The sequence below is a fragment of the Streptomyces sp. HUAS 31 genome (genome assembly GCF_028198125.1).
Classification (GTDB): Bacteria; Actinomycetota; Actinomycetes; order Streptomycetales; family Streptomycetaceae; genus Streptomyces; species Streptomyces chartreusis.
In genome coordinates, this window is sequence record NZ_CP116353.1 from 7020986 (window position 1) to 7039884 (window position 18899).

The 18899-nt window shown below is 70.1% G+C and carries 21 protein-coding genes; 10 read left to right on the forward strand and 11 right to left on the reverse strand.

The window, feature by feature from the left end:
- Positions 1-70: 70 nt before the first annotated feature.
- The 3 genes from PGH47_RS31315 to PGH47_RS31325 are packed head-to-tail and all read left to right on the forward strand — an operon-like array spanning position 71 to position 1969.
- Positions 71-916 (forward strand): AraC family transcriptional regulator, encoded by an 846-nt coding sequence (locus PGH47_RS31315; RefSeq protein WP_333938220.1) that lies wholly within the window; start codon positions 71-73, stop codon positions 914-916.
- Positions 917-938: 22 nt separating this feature from the next.
- Positions 939-1664 carry an AzlC family ABC transporter permease gene (locus tag PGH47_RS31320; RefSeq protein WP_271666153.1) on the forward strand — a complete coding sequence of 242 codons (726 nt, stop codon included), beginning with the start codon at positions 939-941 and terminating at the stop codon, positions 1662-1664.
- Positions 1661-1969, forward strand: a complete 309-nt coding sequence (locus PGH47_RS31325) for an AzlD domain-containing protein (protein ID WP_271666154.1) — start codon at positions 1661-1663, stop codon at positions 1967-1969. The genes PGH47_RS31320 and PGH47_RS31325 overlap by 4 nt, the downstream gene beginning before the upstream one ends.
- Positions 1970-1975: 6 nt before the next feature.
- Here PGH47_RS31325 and PGH47_RS31330 read toward each other — a convergent pair whose 3' ends face one another.
- Entirely contained in the window at positions 1976-2920 is a 945-nt protein-coding gene (locus tag PGH47_RS31330) for a hypothetical protein (RefSeq protein ID WP_271666155.1), read from the reverse strand.
- An 80-nt stretch (positions 2921-3000) separates the two neighbouring features.
- Here PGH47_RS31330 and PGH47_RS31335 point away from each other — a divergent pair, with 80 nt between their 5' ends.
- Together PGH47_RS31335 and PGH47_RS31340 are read left to right on the forward strand one after the other, a co-directional pair.
- Positions 3001-3195, forward strand: a complete 195-nt coding sequence (locus PGH47_RS31335; RefSeq protein ID WP_271666156.1) for a DUF3046 domain-containing protein — start codon at positions 3001-3003, stop codon at positions 3193-3195.
- Positions 3196-3255: 60 nt separating this feature from the next.
- Positions 3256-4539: an AI-2E family transporter gene (locus PGH47_RS31340; RefSeq protein ID WP_271666157.1), complete on the forward strand. Its 1284-nt coding sequence runs from the start codon at positions 3256-3258 to the stop codon at positions 4537-4539.
- A gap of 69 nt (positions 4540-4608) precedes the next feature.
- On the opposite strand, the gene PGH47_RS31345 is transcribed toward PGH47_RS31340, so the two are convergent.
- Positions 4609-5826, reverse strand: a complete 1218-nt coding sequence (locus PGH47_RS31345; RefSeq protein ID WP_271666158.1) for an MFS transporter — start codon at positions 5824-5826, stop codon at positions 4609-4611.
- The gene (locus tag PGH47_RS31350) at positions 5823-6413 is read right to left on the reverse strand and encodes a helix-turn-helix domain-containing protein (protein ID WP_271666159.1); all 591 of its coding nucleotides are present in this window, start codon (positions 6411-6413) and stop codon (positions 5823-5825) included. Before PGH47_RS31350 ends, PGH47_RS31345 begins: the two co-directional genes overlap by 4 nt.
- On the opposite strand from PGH47_RS31350, the gene PGH47_RS31355 reads away from it, so the two are divergent.
- From PGH47_RS31355 to recX, 3 genes are all read left to right on the forward strand, one after another.
- Positions 6412-6939: a GNAT family N-acetyltransferase gene (locus PGH47_RS31355; RefSeq protein WP_271666160.1), complete on the forward strand. Its 528-nt coding sequence runs from the start codon at positions 6412-6414 to the stop codon at positions 6937-6939. The two genes, PGH47_RS31350 and PGH47_RS31355, sit on opposite strands and share 2 nt — an antisense overlap.
- Before the next feature lie 298 nt (positions 6940-7237).
- Positions 7238-8365 carry a recombinase RecA gene (recA, locus tag PGH47_RS31360; protein ID WP_093747493.1) on the forward strand — a complete coding sequence of 376 codons (1128 nt, stop codon included), beginning with the start codon at positions 7238-7240 and terminating at the stop codon, positions 8363-8365.
- Positions 8366-8373: 8 nt separating this feature from the next.
- Entirely contained in the window at positions 8374-9315 is a 942-nt protein-coding gene (recX, locus tag PGH47_RS31365) for a recombination regulator RecX (RefSeq protein WP_443048577.1), read from the forward strand.
- 225 nt (positions 9316-9540) lie between these two features.
- On the opposite strand, the gene PGH47_RS31370 is transcribed toward recX, so the two are convergent.
- From PGH47_RS31370 to PGH47_RS31400, 8 genes are all read right to left on the reverse strand, one after another.
- Positions 9541-9990 (reverse strand): rhodanese-like domain-containing protein, encoded by a 450-nt coding sequence (locus PGH47_RS31370; RefSeq protein ID WP_271668194.1) that lies wholly within the window; start codon positions 9988-9990, stop codon positions 9541-9543.
- A gap of 125 nt (positions 9991-10115) precedes the next feature.
- Positions 10116-10712 (reverse strand): cysteine dioxygenase, encoded by a 597-nt coding sequence (locus PGH47_RS31375; protein ID WP_271666161.1) that lies wholly within the window; start codon positions 10710-10712, stop codon positions 10116-10118.
- Positions 10713-10802: 90 nt separating this feature from the next.
- The gene (locus PGH47_RS43290; RefSeq protein ID WP_443048578.1) at positions 10803-11000 is read right to left on the reverse strand and encodes a putative leader peptide; all 198 of its coding nucleotides are present in this window, start codon (positions 10998-11000) and stop codon (positions 10803-10805) included.
- Between the two features lie 305 nt (positions 11001-11305).
- Positions 11306-12949, reverse strand: coding sequence for an FAD-dependent monooxygenase (locus PGH47_RS31380; RefSeq protein WP_271666162.1), 1644 nt, complete (start codon positions 12947-12949; stop codon positions 11306-11308).
- Between the two features lie 176 nt (positions 12950-13125).
- Entirely contained in the window at positions 13126-14034 is a 909-nt protein-coding gene (locus tag PGH47_RS31385) for an amino acid ABC transporter permease (protein WP_271666163.1), read from the reverse strand.
- A complete protein-coding gene (locus tag PGH47_RS31390; protein ID WP_125528945.1) occupies positions 14031-14705 on the reverse strand; it encodes an amino acid ABC transporter permease in 675 nt (224 codons plus the stop codon). Before PGH47_RS31390 ends, PGH47_RS31385 begins: the two co-directional genes overlap by 4 nt.
- 96 nt (positions 14706-14801) lie before the next feature.
- Positions 14802-15644 (reverse strand): glutamate ABC transporter substrate-binding protein, encoded by an 843-nt coding sequence (locus tag PGH47_RS31395; protein WP_271666164.1) that lies wholly within the window; start codon positions 15642-15644, stop codon positions 14802-14804.
- Between the two features lie 103 nt (positions 15645-15747).
- Complete coding sequence (locus tag PGH47_RS31400; RefSeq protein WP_107907444.1) at positions 15748-16524, reverse strand: amino acid ABC transporter ATP-binding protein; 777 nt, start codon at positions 16522-16524, stop codon at positions 15748-15750.
- Between the two features lie 288 nt (positions 16525-16812).
- Between PGH47_RS31400 and PGH47_RS31405 the strand changes: the two genes are divergently transcribed.
- Complete coding sequence (locus PGH47_RS31405; protein ID WP_107907445.1) at positions 16813-17499, forward strand: response regulator transcription factor; 687 nt, start codon at positions 16813-16815, stop codon at positions 17497-17499.
- 8 nt (positions 17500-17507) lie between these two features.
- The gene (locus PGH47_RS31410) at positions 17508-18899 is read left to right on the forward strand and encodes a sensor histidine kinase (protein ID WP_271666165.1); all 1392 of its coding nucleotides are present in this window, start codon (positions 17508-17510) and stop codon (positions 18897-18899) included.

Genomic DNA, 18899 nt, shown 5'->3' on the forward strand with positions numbered 1-18899 from the left:
CCTTGCCGCCGTGCGCGGGTGCTGCGGCGTGGGGTGGCCCCTGATGGCCTGCTCTGACCGGTCGCGGAGAATGGGGGGTATGGGTTCTCGGGAGCGGGCGCGGCACTGGCGTTACGCCGAGTTGCCCGGTGTCGATCTGCTGCGGGCCCGGTACGTGGAGAAGACCTTTGTGCGGCATACCCATGAGCACTTTGTGATCGCTGCGATCGCTGAGGGTGTGGAGGTCTTTCATCATCGCGGGGCCGATCAGTACGCGGCGGCCGGTGCGCTGGCGTTGGTCAATCCTGATACGCCGCACACGGGGCGGGCCGGGGTGCCTGAGGGGTGGCAGTACGGCGCCGTGTATCCGTCGCCGGAGCTTGTGGCTGAGATCGCTGCCGAGACCACTTCTGTGCGGGGTACGCCCGGGTTTGTTCGGCCTGTGCTTGATGACGCTTATGCGGTGAGGTTGGTTCATCAGGTGCTGCGGGCCGCTGACGAGGGGAACGCGCTGGCGGCGGACACCTTGTTGCGGGTGGCCGTTACGCGGTTGCTGCGGTTGAACGGTGGGGCGATGCCGCAGCGGGAGGTGCGGACCGCGGGGGGTCTCGTCGCCGTACGCGCGCGTGAGGTGCTGGAAGGGCGGATGGCCGAGCCGCCGAGTCTGGAGCAGCTGGCTGCCGATCTTGATACGAGTCCGTTCGCCCTGCTGCGGGCCTTTCGGGATGTGTACGGGATGCCGCCGCACACCTGGCTGACCGATGCGCGGGTGCGACGGGCCCGGAGGCTGCTGGATGCAGGGGTGTCGCCGGCCGAGGCGGCGCTTGCCGTGGGGTTCACCGATCAGCCGCATCTGAATCGCCACTTCGCCCGGATCATCGGCGTACCGCCGGGGGCGTATCAGCGGGAGCGCAAGAACGTACAAGACCTGCGGTAGCGGGTTGCCTAGCGTCGAGGGCGTGCAAGAACGGAACGCTCTCACTGATCTTCGCGTCGGCCCGGACGACAAGCCCGATGCCGCCGTCGTACGGGACGCCCTGGGCGTCGGGGTCGCCGTCGGGCTGTCCGGGTTCGCCTTCGGGGTGACGTCGGCGGGCAGTGGGCTCACGCTCCTGCAGACCTGTGTGCTCAGCCTGCTGGTCTTCACGGGGGCGTCGCAGTTCGCGCTCGTCGGGGCGATCGCGGCCGGTGGCAGTCCGTTCACCGCGGCTGCCGGGGCCTTCTTCCTGGGCGTGCGCAACGCCTTCTACGGGCTGCGGCTGTCCGAGGTGCTGCGCCTCACGCGCGCGGTGCGGCCGTTCGCCGCGCAGTGGGTGATCGATGAGACGACGGTCGTCGCACTGGCGCAGCCCACTCGGCGCAGTGCGCGGATCGGGTTCGTGGTGACCGGGCTGAGTCTGTACGTGCTGTGGAATCTCACGACGCTGCTGGGCGCACTGGGGGCCGAGGCCATCGGTGACACCGCTGCCTGGGGGCTCGACGCCGCCGGGCCCGCCGTGTTCCTCGCGCTCCTCGCGCCCATGCTGAAGACCGGCACCGAGCGGGCTGTCGCCGGCCTTGCGGTGGTTCTGGGGCTCGGGCTGCTGCCCGTGCTGCCGGCCGGGGTGCCCGTACTGGTGGCCGCGCTCGCCGCGCCCGTCGTGCTGTGGGCGCAGGGACGGCGCCTGGGAGGGGAGACGCGGTGAACACCTGGATCGCCATCGGCGCCACCGTCGTCGGCTGCTACGCCGTCAAACTCATCGGGCTCCTCGTGCCCGCGGGCGCCCTGGAGAAGCCTCTCGTACGGCGTCTTGCCGCACTGTTGCCCGTCGCCCTGCTCGCCGCCCTCACGGCCCAGCAGACGTTCGGCGACGGGCAGGTGCTGGTGCTGGGCGCGAGGGCGGCAGGGGTCGCGGCGGCCGCCGTGGCGCTCGTTCTGCGAGCGCCCTTCCTGCTCGTCGTCGGCGCGGCCGTGGTGGTGACCGCCGGGGTGCGGGCGCTGGGCGGGTGAGGCGGGTCAGCCGATGTGGCGGCCGTACGCCCTGAGGGTGCGCAGCGCCTGGATCGTCACCATGGGGCGGGCCTCCAGCAGGATGCCCGGCGTCCACTGGCGCCAGCGGACGGGCCAGCCGCCGTCCTCCTGCTGCTCGCCGGCGAGGTGGTCGAGGGAGCGGCTCATCTCGTCGTCGGTGAACCACGCGCGCGCGAGCGAGCGCGGCGTCCGCGCGTAGTCGTGCGGGAAGTGGTGCTCGCCCTGGGCGTAGCCGGTCGGGACGGCGTACGAGTCGAGGTTGTCCGGCTCCAGTACCGCGAGGCGCTGATCGCGCACCAGGCGGCCAAGTCGGTCCGCGGCCGCCTCCGCGCGCGGGCGGTCGGGAGCGGAGTCCAGGAAGGCCACGGCGGCCTCGATCTCGTACGGATGCGACTTCTCCAAGGACTCCACCGCCTGCCAGCAGAAGTCCGTGGCCCGGAACAGCCAGGCGTGCCAGACCTCGTTGCGGTGCAGCAGCCCGACCACCGGACCGGTCGCCAGGAGCGAGCTGGGCGGGTCGTCCACGACCGGGATGAAGGGGGCCGTCGGGTAGCCGCGCTGGCCGGTGTGGACCGCCGGCAGGGCGCCGTCCGGCGTGGAGACCGACGTCAGATACCGGCACACGCGGTCCACGCGCTGTCCGCCGCAGCGCTCGACGGCGTCCAGGATGTGGAGGGCGTGACCGACGTGCAGCGGCTGGCTGACCGGGCCGCGCAGATCCGGCTCCAGCGCGTGGCCGTACCCGCCGTCCTCGTTGCGGTAGGCGTCCAGGGCGGTCTCCACCGGGTCGGCGGCGCCGTTCAGGAAGTGGTACGCGAAGAGGCGCTGTTCCAGCACGCGCGCGGTGAGCCAGACGAACTGCTCGGCTCGGAAGAGCGGGAAGTGCGCCGGGGGTGTCGGTGGGAGTACGGAAGCTCCGGGTTCGGGCATGCGTCAGACCGTAGGGCGGAAAGCGGTCTCGGCAAGCGGTCCCGGCTCAGGCCCACCCCCAGGGGCGGGATACTGGAGGCATGCGGTTGACGGTCTTCTGGCAGCGGATGGCGGAGCAGTTCGGTTCGGGGTACGCCGACACCTTCGCGCGCGACCATGTGATGGCGGAGCTCGGCGGACGCACGGTGCACGAGGCGCTGGAGTCCGGCTGGGAGGCCAAGGACGTGTGGCGTGTGGTGTGTGCCGTGATGAACGTTCCGGGGGAGAAGCGCTGACCGGTAACGAAGATCGGCGGACCGGGGCCGATTGTCGGTGGCGTGGGCGAGACTTGCTCCGTGGCACGCACTGACGAGACCGGGGAGATCGCCCGGCACGGGTCCCCGTTCGGCACGACGCCGCCCGATCCGCCTCCGGCCGGGGGCGACGCCGGGGCGAACGGGCGTATGCCGCGCTGGCTGCCGCGCGCCCTGGTGCTCGCGCTGGCGCTCGTCGGCGTGTTCCAGCTGGGCAGCTGGGCCTTTCACCAGCTCACCGGGTTGCTGGTCAACATCCTCATCGCGTTCTTCCTGGCCCTCGCCATCGAGCCCGCGGTGAGCTGGATGGCCTCTCGCGGCCTGCGCCGGGGGCTGGCCACCGCCCTCGTCTTCTTCGCCGTGATCATCGTGTCGGCCGGATTCGTGACCTTGCTGGGGTCCATGCTCGCGGGCCAGATCATCAAGATCGTCGAGGACTTCCCGAACTACCTCGACTCCGTCATCAACTGGATCAACGCGCACTTCCACACCGAACTGCGCCGCGTCGACGTCCAGGAGGGCCTGCTCAAGTCCGACTGGCTGCGCAACTACGTGCAGAACAGCGCCACCGGCGTCCTGGACGTGTCCGCCCAGGTCCTCGGCGGTCTCTTCCAGCTGCTGACGATCACGCTGTTCTCGTTCTACTTCGCCGCCGACGGCCCCCGCCTGCGCCGCGCACTGTGCTCCGTACTGCCCCCCGCCCGGCAGGCCGAGGTGCTGCGTGCCTGGGAGATCGCCGTCATCAAGACCGGCGGCTATCTGTACTCGCGCGGTCTGATGGCGCTCATCTCCGGCATCGCCCACTACATCCTGCTGGAGATCCTGGATGTGCCGTACGCACCCGTGCTCGCGGTGTGGGTGGGCCTGGTGTCGCAGTTCATCCCCACCATCGGCACGTATCTCGCGGGCGCCCTGCCCATGCTGATCGCGTTCACGGTCGATCCCTGGTACGCGCTGTGGGTGCTGATCTTCGTCGTGGTCTACCAGCAGTTCGAGAACTACGTCCTTCAGCCGAAGCTGACCGCCAAGACCGTCGACATCCACCCCGCGGTCGCCTTCGGCTCGGTCATCGCCGGCACCGCGCTCCTGGGTGCGGTGGGCGCGCTGATCGCCATCCCGGCCGTCGCCACGTTGCAGGCGTTCCTGGGGGCGTACGTGAAGCGCTACGACGTCACCGACGACCCCCGCGTGCACGGGCACCGGGGGCGGGGGCAGGGGTTGTTCGCACGCGCGCGTGAGCTGTGGATACGTCCGCCGGAACAGCCCGGCAAGAAGCCCCCGGAGGGGACCGGGGGGTCAGTAGGGTCGCGGGACGGGGCGGATTGACCTTGGCCGGGCGGGCTTGTCGCGTGTGACGCGGGGGAGCGTCGTCCGAGTCATGAAGCGTCGTCCGAGTCATGAAGCGTCGTTCGAGTCATGAGGCGTCGTTCGAGCTATGAGGCGTCGTCCGAGCTGTGAGGCAGAGGGCGCGCGTCCCAGGGCGGCGGCCAGGAGGAGCGCCGTGATGGCCGTGAGAGCCGTGCCCTGCCAGCCGGCCATGTCGAGCAGAGGTGCGGCGAGGGCCGTGCCGATGGCGCCGATGGTGAAGTAGAGCACCAGATAGACGCTGCTGAGGCTGCCCGAACGGTGGGGGTCGAGGGCGATGACGCGGCTCTGGTTGGCGGCCTGCGCGGCGAAGCAGCCGGCATCGAACAGGGCGAGCCCGAGCGCCGTGGCCGGCGGGCTGTCCAGGCCCGTGGCGAGCAGGGCCGTTCCCGCGGCGGCGGTCAGCATGCAGACGGTGATCACGGTCCGGGGCGTGTAGCGGTCGGTGAGGCGCCCGGTGACGGGGAGCGCGGCGAAACCGAGGAGTCCGGCCAGGCTGTACAGGCCGATCGCGGTGGGGCCCAGAGCGTGGGGCGGCCGGGCCAGCGTGAGGGCGAGGGCGACCCATATGAGGTTGAAGGCGAAGTACCACAGGCCACCGGTGGCCACGGCTCGGCGCAGCTGCGGGTGGTGGCGCAGGAGCGGGGGAAGCGAGGCGAGGGTGGCGCGGTAGCCGCGGTCCGGCCGGGGCCGTTGCCTCGGCAGGAGGGTGAGAGCGGCGATCGCGCCGAGCAGGGCGACGGCGGCGAAGACGAGAAGCATCCGGCGCCATCCGACGATGTCCGCGAGTGCCCCTCCCGCGAGACGGCTGAGCAGGATGCCGGCCGACATGCCGGCGGCCACGGTGGCGACGCCCGTCCCACGGCGTCCGGGCGGGGCGTACCGGCCCGCGATGTTGCCGGCCTGCGCGGCGACGCCGGCGGAGGCGCCGATGAGCAGGTAGGCGGCCAGCAGCGGTACCGGGCCGGTCGCTGCCGCGGCGAGGACCAGGGCTGCGGCCAGCGTGCAGAGCTGCGCCGAGACCAGTCGGCCCGGAGCGACGTGGTCGGTGAGGGGCAGCAGGAAGGCGAAGCCGAACATGCAGCCGACCAGTGCGGCCGTGGGGACGAGGCCGATCACCGGGGCGGGGACCTCCAGATCGGTGGCCACGGCGGTGAGCGCGGGCTGGATGGCGTAGTTGTTCGCGATCGCCGTACCGGCTATGCAGGCGAGCAGGAACGTGCCGCCCCGGGGAAGGGCGTGGCTCACGGCTGGGTGCCGCGGGTGAGGACGACGGCGTAACGGCACGCGGTGTCGGTGGTGTTGGCGAAGACGCGGTCGCTGGGCTCCCCGAGCTCGATGGTGTCGCCCGCGTCGAGTTCGTGGACCGTGTCGCCGTCGTGGAAGGTCAGACGGCCGTCGAGGACCCAGACGGCCTGCCGGACGAAGGCGAAGGCCGCCGCCGGATACGGCACGCGTGCGCCGGCGGGCAGGCGGATCTCGGCGATCTCCGCGGGGAAGTGGGGACTGGTGATCTGGCGGCGCCGGTAGCCGGTGGCGGGGTCGCGCCACTCGGCCGCCTCGGCCTGGCGGCGCACCTCCCCGAGCCCGTCCGTCTCGTCGCGAGCTCCTTCTGCGAGGGCGAGCAGGGAGGACACGCTGAGCTGGAAGGCGGCCGACAGCTTGCCGAGGACGACGGCGGTGGGGCTGCTCTCGCCGCGCTCGATCCTGCTGATCATGGCCTGCGAGACACCGGAGGCATCCGCGAGCTGGGCCAGCGTCCAGCGCCGCCGCTCTCGTTCGGTGCGGATGCGGGATGCGATCTGCCCCACCAGAGGATCTACTATGTTGGACATGAATCCAATATACGAGAGAGAGCGGGCGGTCGTGACAGTACGTCCGGCCGACTCCGGCGACGTGGAGGTCATCCGCGGGATCCGCAACCACGCGATCGAGCACTCGACGGCCCTGTGGACGCAGACCCCGCAGTCTCCGGCCGAGGCCGTGACCTGGCTGGCCGCCCACCTGGAGCGCGGCTCGGCCTTCGTGGCCGAGGCGGACGGCGAGGTGGCCGGGTTCGCGGTCTACGGGCCGTGGCGGGAGCTGGAGGGCTATCGCCACACGGTGGAGGACTCGGTCTACGTCCGCGAAGGCCGGCACGGACTCGGCATCGGCTCCGCACTGCTTGCCGCGCTCATCACCGCCGCGCGTGAGGCGGGCCACCACGTCGTCATCGCCGGCATCGAGTCGGAGAACGCCTCGTCGATCCGGCTGCACGAGCGATTCGGGTTCCAGTGCGTCGGCGTGATCCCGGAGGTGGGCACGAAGTTCGGCCGGTGGCTCGATCTGACGCTCATGAGGCTGGCGTTGGGCGGGGGCTAAGGGTGGTATCGAGCTAGGTCGGCGGGTCCGTCGAGGCGTGTCCGAGTCCGGCCGTGGTGTGTGCGAGGCCGGTCGCGGGCGTGTGTCCCCAGGTGTCGCGTGGTGCGCTTGACACGAAAATCGAACATCCATTCTCATGGAAGTGCCGGCGAGGCGCTCGGCAGGCATTTCGCCACGGTTTCGACGGAGAAGTGCCCGAGTTATCCACAGGCCGGACGGGCGTCGGGGCGCATTGTCAGTGGCAGGCGTTAGCGTCTTTGACGTGAAGCGATCGACTCAAGCAAACCGGGTGGAACCCATGGCAGGAACCGACCGCGAGAAGGCCCTGGATGCCGCACTCGCACAGATTGAACGGCAATTCGGCAAGGGCGCGGTCATGCGCATGGGCGAGCGGCCGAACGAGCCCATCGAGGTCATCCCCACCGGGTCGACCGCGCTCGACGTAGCCCTTGGCGTCGGCGGTCTGCCGCGCGGCCGTGTGGTGGAGGTCTACGGCCCGGAGTCCTCCGGTAAGACGACCCTGACCCTGCACGCGGTGGCGAACGCGCAGAAGGCCGGCGGCCAGGTCGCCTTCGTGGACGCCGAGCACGCCCTCGACCCCGAGTACGCGAAGAAGCTCGGCGTCGACATCGACAACCTGATCCTCTCCCAGCCCGACAACGGCGAGCAGGCCCTGGAGATCGTGGACATGCTCGTCCGCTCCGGCGCCCTCGACCTCATCGTCATCGACTCCGTCGCCGCGCTCGTCCCGCGCGCGGAGATCGAGGGCGAGATGGGTGACAGCCACGTCGGTCTCCAGGCCCGTCTGATGAGCCAGGCGCTGCGGAAGATCACCAGTGCGCTCAACCAGTCCAAGACCACCGCGATCTTCATCAACCAGCTCCGCGAGAAGATCGGCGTGATGTTCGGCTCCCCGGAGACCACGACCGGTGGCCGGGCGCTGAAGTTCTACGCCTCGGTCCGTATCGACATCCGTCGCATCGAGACCCTGAAGGACGGCACCGACGCGGTCGGCAACCGCACTCGCTGCAAGGTCGTCAAGAACAAGGTCGCGCCGCCCTTCAAGCAGGCCGAGTTCGACATCCTCTACGGCCACGGCATCAGCCGCGAGGGCGGCCTGATCGACATGGGCGTGGAGCACGGGTTCGTGCGCAAGGCCGGCGCCTGGTACACGTACGAGGGCGACCAGCTCGGCCAGGGCAAGGAGAACGCGCGCAACTTCCTGAAGGACAACCCCGACCTGGCCAACGAGATCGAGAAGAAGATCAAGGAGAAGCTGGGCGTCGGAGTTCGGCCCGAGGAGCCGGCCGCCGAGCCGGGCGCGGACGCCGCGGTCTCCGCCACCCCGGACGACGCCGCGAAGACGGTGCCGGCACCGGCTGCGACCAAGGCAGCCAAGACCAAGGCCGCGACCGCCAAGAGCTGATCCGTACTGTGTCTGATCCAAAGGCGTGGCGAACCGACTGGGCCGAGCACACCGCCTATCCGGACACTCCGCGGGGGCAGGGGAGAGGCGGCGACGAGGGCTCCTCCGGTATGGGCGGACACACCGCCGGAGGAGACACGGTCCATGACGCGGACGGGGGAAACGACGGCACGGCGCCGTACGGCGCGAGTGGCGCTCACGGCACCGGCGATGCGTACGGCACGGGCGACTCGTATGACGCGGGTGGCTCTGGGGGATACGGCGATTGCGGCGACGAGTCGGGCCCGGCGTACGGCGCCGGTGCCTCCGGTGGCGGCTCGCGTCGTGGCCGCGGTGGGACTCGGGGCTCGGACGGCTCACGGGGGCGTCGTCGACGCGGTCGTACCGAGTCGTCCGGTGAGGACGGAGGTGCCTCTTCCTCGTCGAGGGCCGAGGAGAGGACGCCCCCAGCGGACCCGGTGGAGCGGGCGCGGGCGATCTGTCTGCGCCTGCTCACCGGGACCCCGCGCACGCGGAAGCAACTCGCGGACGCCCTGCGCAAGCGGGAGATCCCGGACGACGTCGCCGAGGAGGTGCTGTCGAGGTTCGAGGAGGTCGGCCTCATCAACGACAGTGCGTTCGCGGACGCCTGGGTGGAGTCCCGGCACCACGGCCGAGGGCTGGCGCGGCGCGCGCTCGCTCAGGAACTGCGCACCAAGGGCGTCGATTCCACACTGATCGACGCGGCCGTCTCCCAGCTCGACTCAGAGCAGGAAGAGGCGACCGCCCGCGAACTCGTCGACCGCAAGCTCCGCTCCACGCGGGGCCTCGACCGTGACAAACGCCTGCGCCGCCTCGCGGGCATGCTCGCCCGCAAGGGCTACTCCGAGGGCATGGCCCTGCGGGTGGTCCGGCAGGCGCTGGAGGAAGAGGGCGAGGACACGGAGTTCCTGGGGGACGAGGGCTACTGATCGTCCTTCCTGGGGGACGAGGGCTTCTGAGCGTCGCTCCCCGCCCGTCCGCTGACAGACCGACCGAGCCGCAGGATCCCGGCCCGGAGCACTGTGGACGCGCGGGGGCGCCCATCGCGTTCCGGGCGGGGACCGGCGTGTGTGGGTGTTGGGCACGCCCGTCGGGGCGGTGACCGGTCGGTGGTCAGTGGTCGGTAGTCGGCGGGCTTCGGGCTGAGCCGATGATCAGGGGGAGTGCACGGCCTGGGGCGGTGGAGGCGGGCCCACCTCCGTCGTCACCGGCAAGCCCTCGGCCCGCCAGGCCTGGAATCCGCCGACCAGATCGGTGGCCCGGCGCAGCCCCAGCCGCCGTAGCGTCTCGACCGCGAGGCTCGACGCGTATCCCTCGTTGCAGATCACCACGACCCGCAGATCGTGACTGGTCGCCTCGGGGGCGCGATGGCTGCCCTGAGGGTCGAGCCGCCACTCCAGTTCGTTGCGCTCGACGACCAGGGCACCGGGCATGAGGCCGTCCCGTTCGCGCAGGGCCGCGTACCGGATGTCGACCAGCAGAGCCTCGCCGCCCTGAAAGGCCTCGTATGCCTCCCGGGGCTTGATCCGCTCGTAGCCGGCGCGCACCCGCTCCAGGAAATCGTCGATGCCGACCGGCGGTTCAGCCGTGCTGTTGCCGCCCACTGGCGATCGGAAGCTCCCGACGCTCTGCTGCTCGCTCCCACCGCTCACGCCGCCGCCCCTCGACTCCGGCCCGCCAAAAGGCCGTTCGTCAACGCCACCCACCACAGACTCGCCTCCCGCCCCGCTCACTGCCAGTCCTCCGGACGTTCCACCTGCTCCAGGCGCAGGACCGGTCCGCTGCGGCTGAAGCGGCGCATCTGTGGCAGGGGCGGGTAGTAGGCGTGGACGGAGATCGCGTGCAGGTCGGTGGACTCGTTGAGGACCTCGTGGACATGGTGGCGGCCGAAGGAACGGCCCTTGCCGGCCGGCAGACGGCGTGAGCGGTCCACGTCGTCCGCCAGCTCCAGGGTCTTCCAGCCGTCGGCCGGCAGCCGGACGGCGAGGGAGTGCTCCTTGAGCTCACCGCCCGCCGTCACGAAGGCCCCGACCGAGTCGGCGTGGTCGTGCCAGCCGGTGCCGGTGCCGGGCGGCCAGCCGATCAGCCAGGCCTCGCTGCCGCCGGGGCCTTCGAGCCGTACCCAGGTACGGCCCTCGGGGTCGAGCGGGAGCGAGGCGATCAGCTCGGCGTCGGAGGCTGTACGGCGTACGAAGTCGAGGAGTTCCGCCTGCGTGGGGGAGGGGTGCGGGGCAGAGGCCGGGGTGGAGTGGGGTGCGGGATCCGAAGCGGGGTTCGGCGTGGCAACCGGCTCGGAAGCGCCGACGGCGGCGGGAGAGACAGACACGGGCACCGTCCTGAAGAGAGTTCGCGAAGAGCCCGCTACGGCACCGGCCGAGGGCGCGGTACGTGCGGGAAGAAGAAGGGGGATGCGAATTCAGCAGGACGGGCGACACACGCAGCCCGCATAGCGGACGAGGTCCATATGGACCCTCCGCCACAGGCGCACACAGGTGTCGGTCACGATCCGGAGTACACCACGCCGGTGCGGGCCGGTCAACTCACTGTCACTATGCGGACCGCACAGTGAGGGTGAGTGCTGTTTTCGGGCGTGACGGGTGCTGGGGGTGATCACCTGCTGCCCGGTTGCCGTCCGATTCCGCCCGGCGGGTGGTGGGCGGCTCTCTACGGGCGATCGGCTGCGAGAGGCAGCACCGGGGCGACGACGGGGTCACGGGAGGCAGCCCTCAGGACGAGCCGGCATCGGAAGGGCAGGCGTCGGACGGACGGGCTCGGACGGGCAGGCGTCGGACGGACGGGCTCGGACGGGCAGGTTCGGACGGACGGGCTCGGACGGGCAGGTTCGGACGGACGAGGCTCGGACGGGCAGGCCCTCGGCCAAGCAGCCCCTGACGATCGGACCCCGGGCGATGACCGGGCTCAGCGCGAGCCGGCCGTCGCGCTCGCCTCCTCCTCCGCGCTCGCCTTGACCGGTCCGCCCAGTGCCGTCTCGGCCGCCGTGTACAGGTCCGCGGGCCGTACGCCGCTCAGCGCCGTCACCAGATGACCGTCGGGCCGTACCAGCAGGACGGTGTGTGCGGCCGCGCCCGGATAGCTCTCGGCGACGAGCAGCTCGGCCGGGTACGGCAGCGCCGTCACCGCGGCCGCGAGCCGGGGCATGATCCCGGCGGTCGCCCAGTGCTTGCGCTCCCACACGCCCGTGCCCGGCGCGATCAGCAGGACCAACATGGCGCCGCGCCCGAGCCGGTCCCGCAGCTGGACGAAGGAACCGTCCTCCGCGGTGACCCGTACATCCGCGACCGGCGCACCGCGCGGCGTGTCCACCGGGACCTCGCCCTCCAGCTCCTTGGGCGCGAGCGGCGACTCGGCGTACGTGCCGGGCGAACCGATCGCTCCCTGCCCCAGATGACCGTCCGTCAGCAGGGCGTCCAGGCCCCGGGCGGAGCCGCGGACGTACGAGCGCAGCCCGCTGCCCGTGCGCAGCAGCGGCAGCGCCTGGTCGGCGGCGCGCAACCGGGCGGCGACGACCGCGCGCCGCTCGGTCTGGTAGCTGTCGAGCAGCGCCTCGCGCGGGCCGTGGTGCCAGGCCGGCGCCAGCTTCCAGGCGAGGTTGTCGGCGTCGCGCAGGCCCTCGTCGAGGCCGTGCGTGCCGAGTGCGCCGAGGCAGTGCGCCGCGTCCCCGGCGATGAAGACGCGGCCCACGCGCCAACGGCGCGCCAGGCGGTGGTGGACCGTGTGAACCCCGGTGTCGAGGAGCTCGTACGACGGTGTCGGTCCCTCGGACCAGCCGGCCAGCGTCTCGCGGACGTGCCCCACGAGCAGCTCGGGTGTGACCAGGTCCTTGCCCGGCGGCAGCAGCCAGTCCAGGCGCCACACCCCCTCCGGGAGCGGCCGTCCGGTGACCTCCCCGCCCGAGGCTCCGGACGTCCGCCACGGCGGCATCCGATGGAGCAACGCCTGGCCCTCCCACGGGAGTTCCACGCGCAGCGCGGCCACGGCGTGTCGCTCGACCGCCGTACGGCCGGGGAAGCGGATGTCCATGAGCTTGCGGACGGTGGAGCGCGGGCCGTCGCAGCCGACCACGTAGCTGCCGCGCCACCAGGTGCCCTTCGGACCGCGCGTGTGGACCGTGACGCCCGAGGTCTCCTGCTCGATGGCGTCCAGGCGGCTCTCCACCGCGATCTTGACGAGCGGCTCGCCGGAGAGTGCGATACGCAGGGCGCCGGTCAGGACGTGCTGGGCGATGTGCAGGGGGGCAGGGTTCGGGGCGCCGAGGTTCTCGGGGTCCTCGGCGGCGTCGTCGAAGGTGACCTCGCGCATCACCTGCTTGCGCCGCACCGACCGCCATCCGGCCCAGTGGGTCCCGGCCTCGCCGAGTGGCACACCGGTCAGACGTTCGATGAGGGCGGTGGTGTCCTCGCGCAGTACGACGGAGCGTGCGAGACGGGGTTCGTCCTTGCCTGGGCCCTCGTCGAGGACGACGCAGGGGACTTCCTGGCGTGCCAGTGCCAGGGCGAGCGTGAGCCCGACGGGCCCCGCTCCGACGATGATCACCGGGTCCATGGCGCGGCGCCCCCTGCCCGCAGCGGTGTCCCCAGGAACGCGAGTGAACAGAAAGTTGGAGCAGGGTGCACGATCACAGAACGTATGCAACCCATTGCCGGTGCTTGCGTCAAGTGACGGAGGGCAGTGGCGATCATGCCACTGCCCTCCGTGTGCTCAAGCGATGTGACCAGGGGTCAGATCGACCCTCCGGCGCCGGTCCCGAAAGTACCACCCGTCGCCGCCGGGTTCAGCTCCTCCATGTCCTCGGCGCTGAGCACCGCACCCGTGCCCCGCTTGCTGCGCCGCAGCCGCTTCTCCAGCCAGCTCGCGAAGCTGGTGAGGATGAAGTTGAGGACGATGTAGATGATCGCCACGACGACGAAGCTGGGGATGACGTTGGCGTAGAAGGCAGCCAGGGTCTGGCGCGCGTTGAGCAGCTCGGTGAACCCGATCATCACGCCGCCCAGCGCGGTGTCCTTCACGATGACCACGAGCTGGCTGACGATGGCCGGCAGCATCGCGGTGACGGCCTGCGGCAGCAGGATCGTCCGCATCGTCTGGCCCTTGCGCAGGCCGATCGCCATGGCGGCCTCCGACTGCCCCTTGGGCAGGGAGAGGATGCCGGCCCGTACGACCTCGGCGAGGACGGACGCGTTGTAGAGCACCAGACCGGTGACGACCGCGTACAGAGGCCGCTGCTCACTGCTGACGTCCGTCCAGCGGTTGTAGAACTCGTTGGCGAACAGCATCAGCAGCAGGACGGGGATCGCCCGGAAGAACTCGATGACCCAGGCGGCCGGAATCCGTACCCACCGGTGGTCGGACATGCGCGCGATACCGAAGAACGCGCCCAAGGGGAGAGCTATCACCATCGCCAGGGCCGCGGCCTTCAGCGTGTCGAGAAGGCCCGGCAGCAGATAGGTCGTCCAGGCCTGCGATTCGGTGAACGGCTTCCACAGGGCCCACTCCAGCTGCCCCTTCTCGTCCATCTTGTCCCAGACGAACCAGGCGAGAAGGCCGAGCAGAGCGAAGAAGACCACCGAGATGACCACATTGCGCCGCTTGGCGCGGGGGCCCGGGGAGTCGTAGAGAACGGAGCTCATCGCTTCACCGCCAGTCGCTTGCTCAGCCAGCCGAGGAAGAGGCCGGTGGGCAGGGTCAGCACCACGAAACCGAAGGCGAAGACCGCGCCGATGAGCACCGTCTCAGCCTCGTTCTCGATCATTGTCTTCATCAGGTAGGCGGCCTCGGCCACGCCGATCGCGGCCGCCACGGTGGTGTTCTTGGTCAGGGCGATCAACACGTTGGCCAGCGGGCCGATGACCGAGCGGAGAGCCTGCGGCAGGATGATCAGCCGGAGGGTCTGACTGAAGGTCAGCCCGATGGCACGGGCCGCCTCGGCCTGGCCCATCGGCACGGTGTTGATGCCGGAGCGGATCGCCTCGCAGACGAAGGCCGCGGTGTAGGCGACGAAACCGAGGATCGCCAGGCGGAAGCCCCGGACGCCGAAGTCGGAGGCGCCCATCGTCACACCGAAGATGTCGGCGAGACCGAGCGAGGTGAAGATGATGATGACCGTCAGGGGGATGTTCCGGACGATGTTCACATAGGCCGTGCCGAACCCGCGCATGAGCGGGACCGGGCTGACCCGCATCGCCGCCAGGAGAGTGCCAAGGATCATGGAACCGATGGCGGAGAAGAACGTGAGCTTCACCGTCATCCAGAAGGCACCCAACAGGGTCGGGTCGTTGTAGTCAGAAAGAAAATCGAACACGATCTCCCGCGCTTCCGGGTGGGTGGCGTACGTGGATAGCGCGGCGCGCCGCCGCCCTGATCGCGGTGGACGGCGGCGCGCCGGTGGACCCTTGCGCTACTGGACGATGTTGCCGATCTTCGGCGCGGGCTCGTTCTTGTAGTTGGCCGGACCGAAGTTCTCCTTGACGGCCTTGTCCCACGCGCCGTCCTTGACCATCTTCTCCAGGGCGGCGTTGACCTTGTTCACGGTCTCGGTGTCACCCTTCTTCACACCGATGCCGTAGTTCTCGTTGCTCAGCTTGAGGCCGGCGAGCTTGAACTTGCCCTTGTACTGCTCCTGCGCGGCGTAGCCGGCGAGGATCGAGTCGTCGGTGGTCAGGGCGTCCACGGAACCGCTCTGGAGGCCGGCGATGCACTCCGAGTAGCCGCCGGTCTCCTTCAGGTTGGCCTTCGGGGCGAAGTCGTTCTTGACGTTCTGCGCCGAGGTGGAACCGGTGACCGAACACAGGTTCTTGCCGTTGAGGTCGGTGGCCTCGGTGATGTCCGAGTCCGTCTTGACCAGCAGGTCCTGGTGGGCAAGCAGGTACGGGCCGGCGAAGTCGACCTTCTGCTTGCGCTCGTCGGTGATCGAGTACGTCGCGGCGATGAGCTTCACGTCGCCACGGGCGAGCGCGTTCTCACGGTCGGCGCTCTTCGTCTCGATGAACTCGATCTGGTCGGGCTCGTAGCCGAGCTCCTTGGCCACGTACGTGGCCACGTCGACGTCGAAGCCGGAGAAGGTGCCGTCGGGCTCCTTCAGGCCGAGACCGGGCTGGTCGTACTTGATGCCGATCTTGATCTTGTCGCCACCACCGGAACCCGACCCGCTGTCGCTGTCGCCGTCGCCGCCACAGGCGGTGGCGGTGATGGAGAGGACGAGGGCGGCGGCAGCCGCTGCGGAGACCTTGCGGAGCTTCATGGTGAACATCCTTTGTGTGGAGAAGAGATGCGTGCCGCCAGGAGCGGCGGGGTGACACAGGTCGTCGGCTGCGAGACGCAGTCCGTCAGGGGTGCGGGATCCGTCAGTGGTGCAGGATCTTGGACAGGAAGTCCTTCGCGCGGTCGCTGCGCGGATTGCTGAAGAACTGGTCCGGTACGGCTTCCTCGACGATCTTGCCGTCCGCCATGAAGACCACCCGGTTGGCGGCCGAACGGGCGAAGCCCATCTCGTGGGTGACGACGATCATGGTCATGCCGTCGCGAGCGAGTTGCTGCATGACCTCCAGGACCTCATTGATCATCTCCGGGTCGAGAGCCGACGTGGGCTCGTCGAAGAGCATGACCTTGGGGTCCATGGCCAGAGCCCGGGCAATGGCCACACGCTGCTGCTGACCACCGGAGAGCTGTGCGGGATACTTGTCCGCCTGGGTACCCACACCCACGCGGTCCAACAGCGCCCGGGCCTTCTCCTCGGCCTTCTTCTTGTCCGTCTTGCGGACCTTGATCTGCCCCAGCATCACATTCTCGAGCACGGTCTTGTGCGCGAAGAGGTTGAAGGACTGGAAGACCATCCCGACGTCGGCACGCAGCCGGGCCAGCTCCTTGCCTTCTGCGGGCAGCGGCTTGCCGTCGATGGCGATCGCGCCGGAGTCGATCGTCTCGAGGCGGTTGATGGTGCGGCACAGGGTGGACTTCCCGGACCCGGAGGGGCCGATGACCACGACCACCTCACCGCGGGCGATCGTCAGATCGATGTCCTGCAGCACGTGCAACGCGCCGAAGTGCTTGTTGACGTTCTTCAGGACGACCAGGTCGCCGGTCGCGGCCACGTCTTCCTTGGCCACCGATACATCGGTCATCGCTCTCAGGCTCCGTCCTCCTCGGTTTCGGAGGACAGTAATAACCGTTGCCGACCTGCGTCATTAGTTCTGAGGGGAATCTGAGCATCACGATCCGATAGCAATCGGACACATGTCGTAGCACTTGCCACCTGCGCGCGTACCGGCTGGATAACGGAAGCCGCCCGCAACCGGAACCCTCTTGACGGCGTCATCGTCCATCAGCGTGACTCTCATGGTGCACGCGCGCGTGCGCACACACTGTGTATCTATCCGAATCGTACGGCCGGTGAACTGAGGGAGGCCGGGATGAGACTCCTCCTCGTCGAGGACGACAACCATGTCGCTGCCGCGTTGTCCGCGGTGCTGGCACGGCACGGCTTCGACGTCACGCACGCGCGCAGCGGCGAGGAGGCCCTTCAGGCGCTCGTCCCCGAGGGGAACGGCTTCGGTGTCGTCCTCCTCGACCTCGGCCTGCCCGACCAGGACGGATACGAGGTCTGCGGCAAGATCCGCAAGCGCACCAGCACGCCGGTGATCATGGTCACCGCGCGCTCCGACGTCCGCTCCCGCATTCACGGCCTCAACCTCGGGGCCGACGACTACGTGGTGAAGCCGTACGACACGGGGGAGCTGCTCGCCCGGATCCACGCCGTCAGCCGGCGCACCGCGCCCGAGGACACCGGGCCGGGCGGCGAAGGCGTGCTGCGCCTGGGCGCCGTGCACATCGAGCTGCCCACCCGGCAGGTCAGCGTCGACGGCTCGGTCGTCCAGCTGACCCGCAAGGAGTTCGATCTGCTCGCCCTGCTGGCCCAGCGCCCCGGGGTGGTCTTCCGCCGGGAACAGATCATCAGTGAGGTGTGGCGCACGAGTTGGGAGGGGACCGGGCGCACTCTTGAGGTGCATGTGGCGTCCCTGCGCGCCAAGCTGCGCATGCCGGCACTGATCGAGACCGTACGCGGAGTCGGCTATCGGCTCGTCGCCCCGGCCTCGTAGCGGGCACGGTGCGCACTCGACTCCTTCCGCTGCTCATCGTTCTGATGGCGGCCGTGCTGCTCGCGCTCGGCGTGCCGCTGGGCATCAGCCTTGCCTCGGCACAGCAGCAGAACGTGGTCGTCGACCGGATCGACGACACCGCCTACTTCGCGGCCATCGCGCGGCCCGCCGCGGACGTCACCTCCGGCTCCCGCGACGACCTGCGCATCCTGAGCCGGGAGCTGGAGAGCTACTACGACGTCTACGGCATCCGGGCCGGCGTCTTCCTGCCGAACGACACGCCGCTCGCCAACGGACCGACGACCTGGTTCCTGCCCGAGACCGGCGAGGTGCGCGACGCCTTCGAGGAGTCCCTGCTCAGCCGCCGCAGCCACGACCCCAAGCAGGTCTGGCCCTGGCAGCGCGGGCGTCTCGTGGTCGCCTCGCCGGTGATCCGGGACGGCGACGTCGTCGCGGTCGTCGTCACCGACTCGCCCACCGGCGAGATGCGCTCGCGGATCCTGAACGGCTGGCTGATCATCGCCGGCGGTCTCACTGCCGCGATGCTGGTGGCCGTCGGCGCCGCCCTGCGGCTGACGGGCTGGGTGCTCAGGCCGGTGCGCGTGCTGGACGTGACCACGCACGAGATCGCCAGCGGCCGGCTGAAGTCACGGGTCGCGGTGGCCAGCGGTCCGCCGGAACTGAGGCGGCTGGCCCGGTCGTTCAACGAGATGGCGGACAACGTCGAGGACGTGCTTGAGCAGCAGCGCGCCTTCGTCGCCGACGCCTCGCACCAGCTGCGCAACCCGCTCGCGGCGCTGCTGCTGCGCATCGAGCTGCTCGCCTTCGAACTGCCCGAGGGCAATGAGGAGATCGCCTCGGTGCAGGCCGAGGGCAAGCGCCTCGCGCAGGTCCTGGACGATCTGCTCGACCTCGCCCTGGCCGAGCACACCGCAGCCGACCTGCGGCTGACCGACGTCGGCGCGCTGGCCGCCGAGCGCGTCGCGGCATGGGCGCCGACCGCCGAGGCCAAGGGGGTCCGGCTGGTCGGGAGCTGCCCGCCCACGACGGCCTGGGCCGACCCGGTCGCACTGTCCAGCGCGCTGGACGCGGTGATCGACAACGCGGTGAAGTTCACGCCGGAGGACGAGAGCGTCGAGGTGACCGTCACCTCCGTCGGCGCCATGTCGACGATCGAGGTGGCCGACAACGGCCCCGGCCTCACCGACGAGGAGATCGCCCGCATCGGCGACCGCTTCTGGCGCAGCGGCCGCCACCAGAACATCAAGGGCTCGGGCCTCGGCCTGTCGATCTCCCGGGCACTGCTCTCCGCGGGCGGCGGCACCATCTCGTACGGCCATCACGAGCCGCGGGGGCTGCGGGTGACGGTGACGGTGCCGAGGTCGGGACCGTCCGCCTGA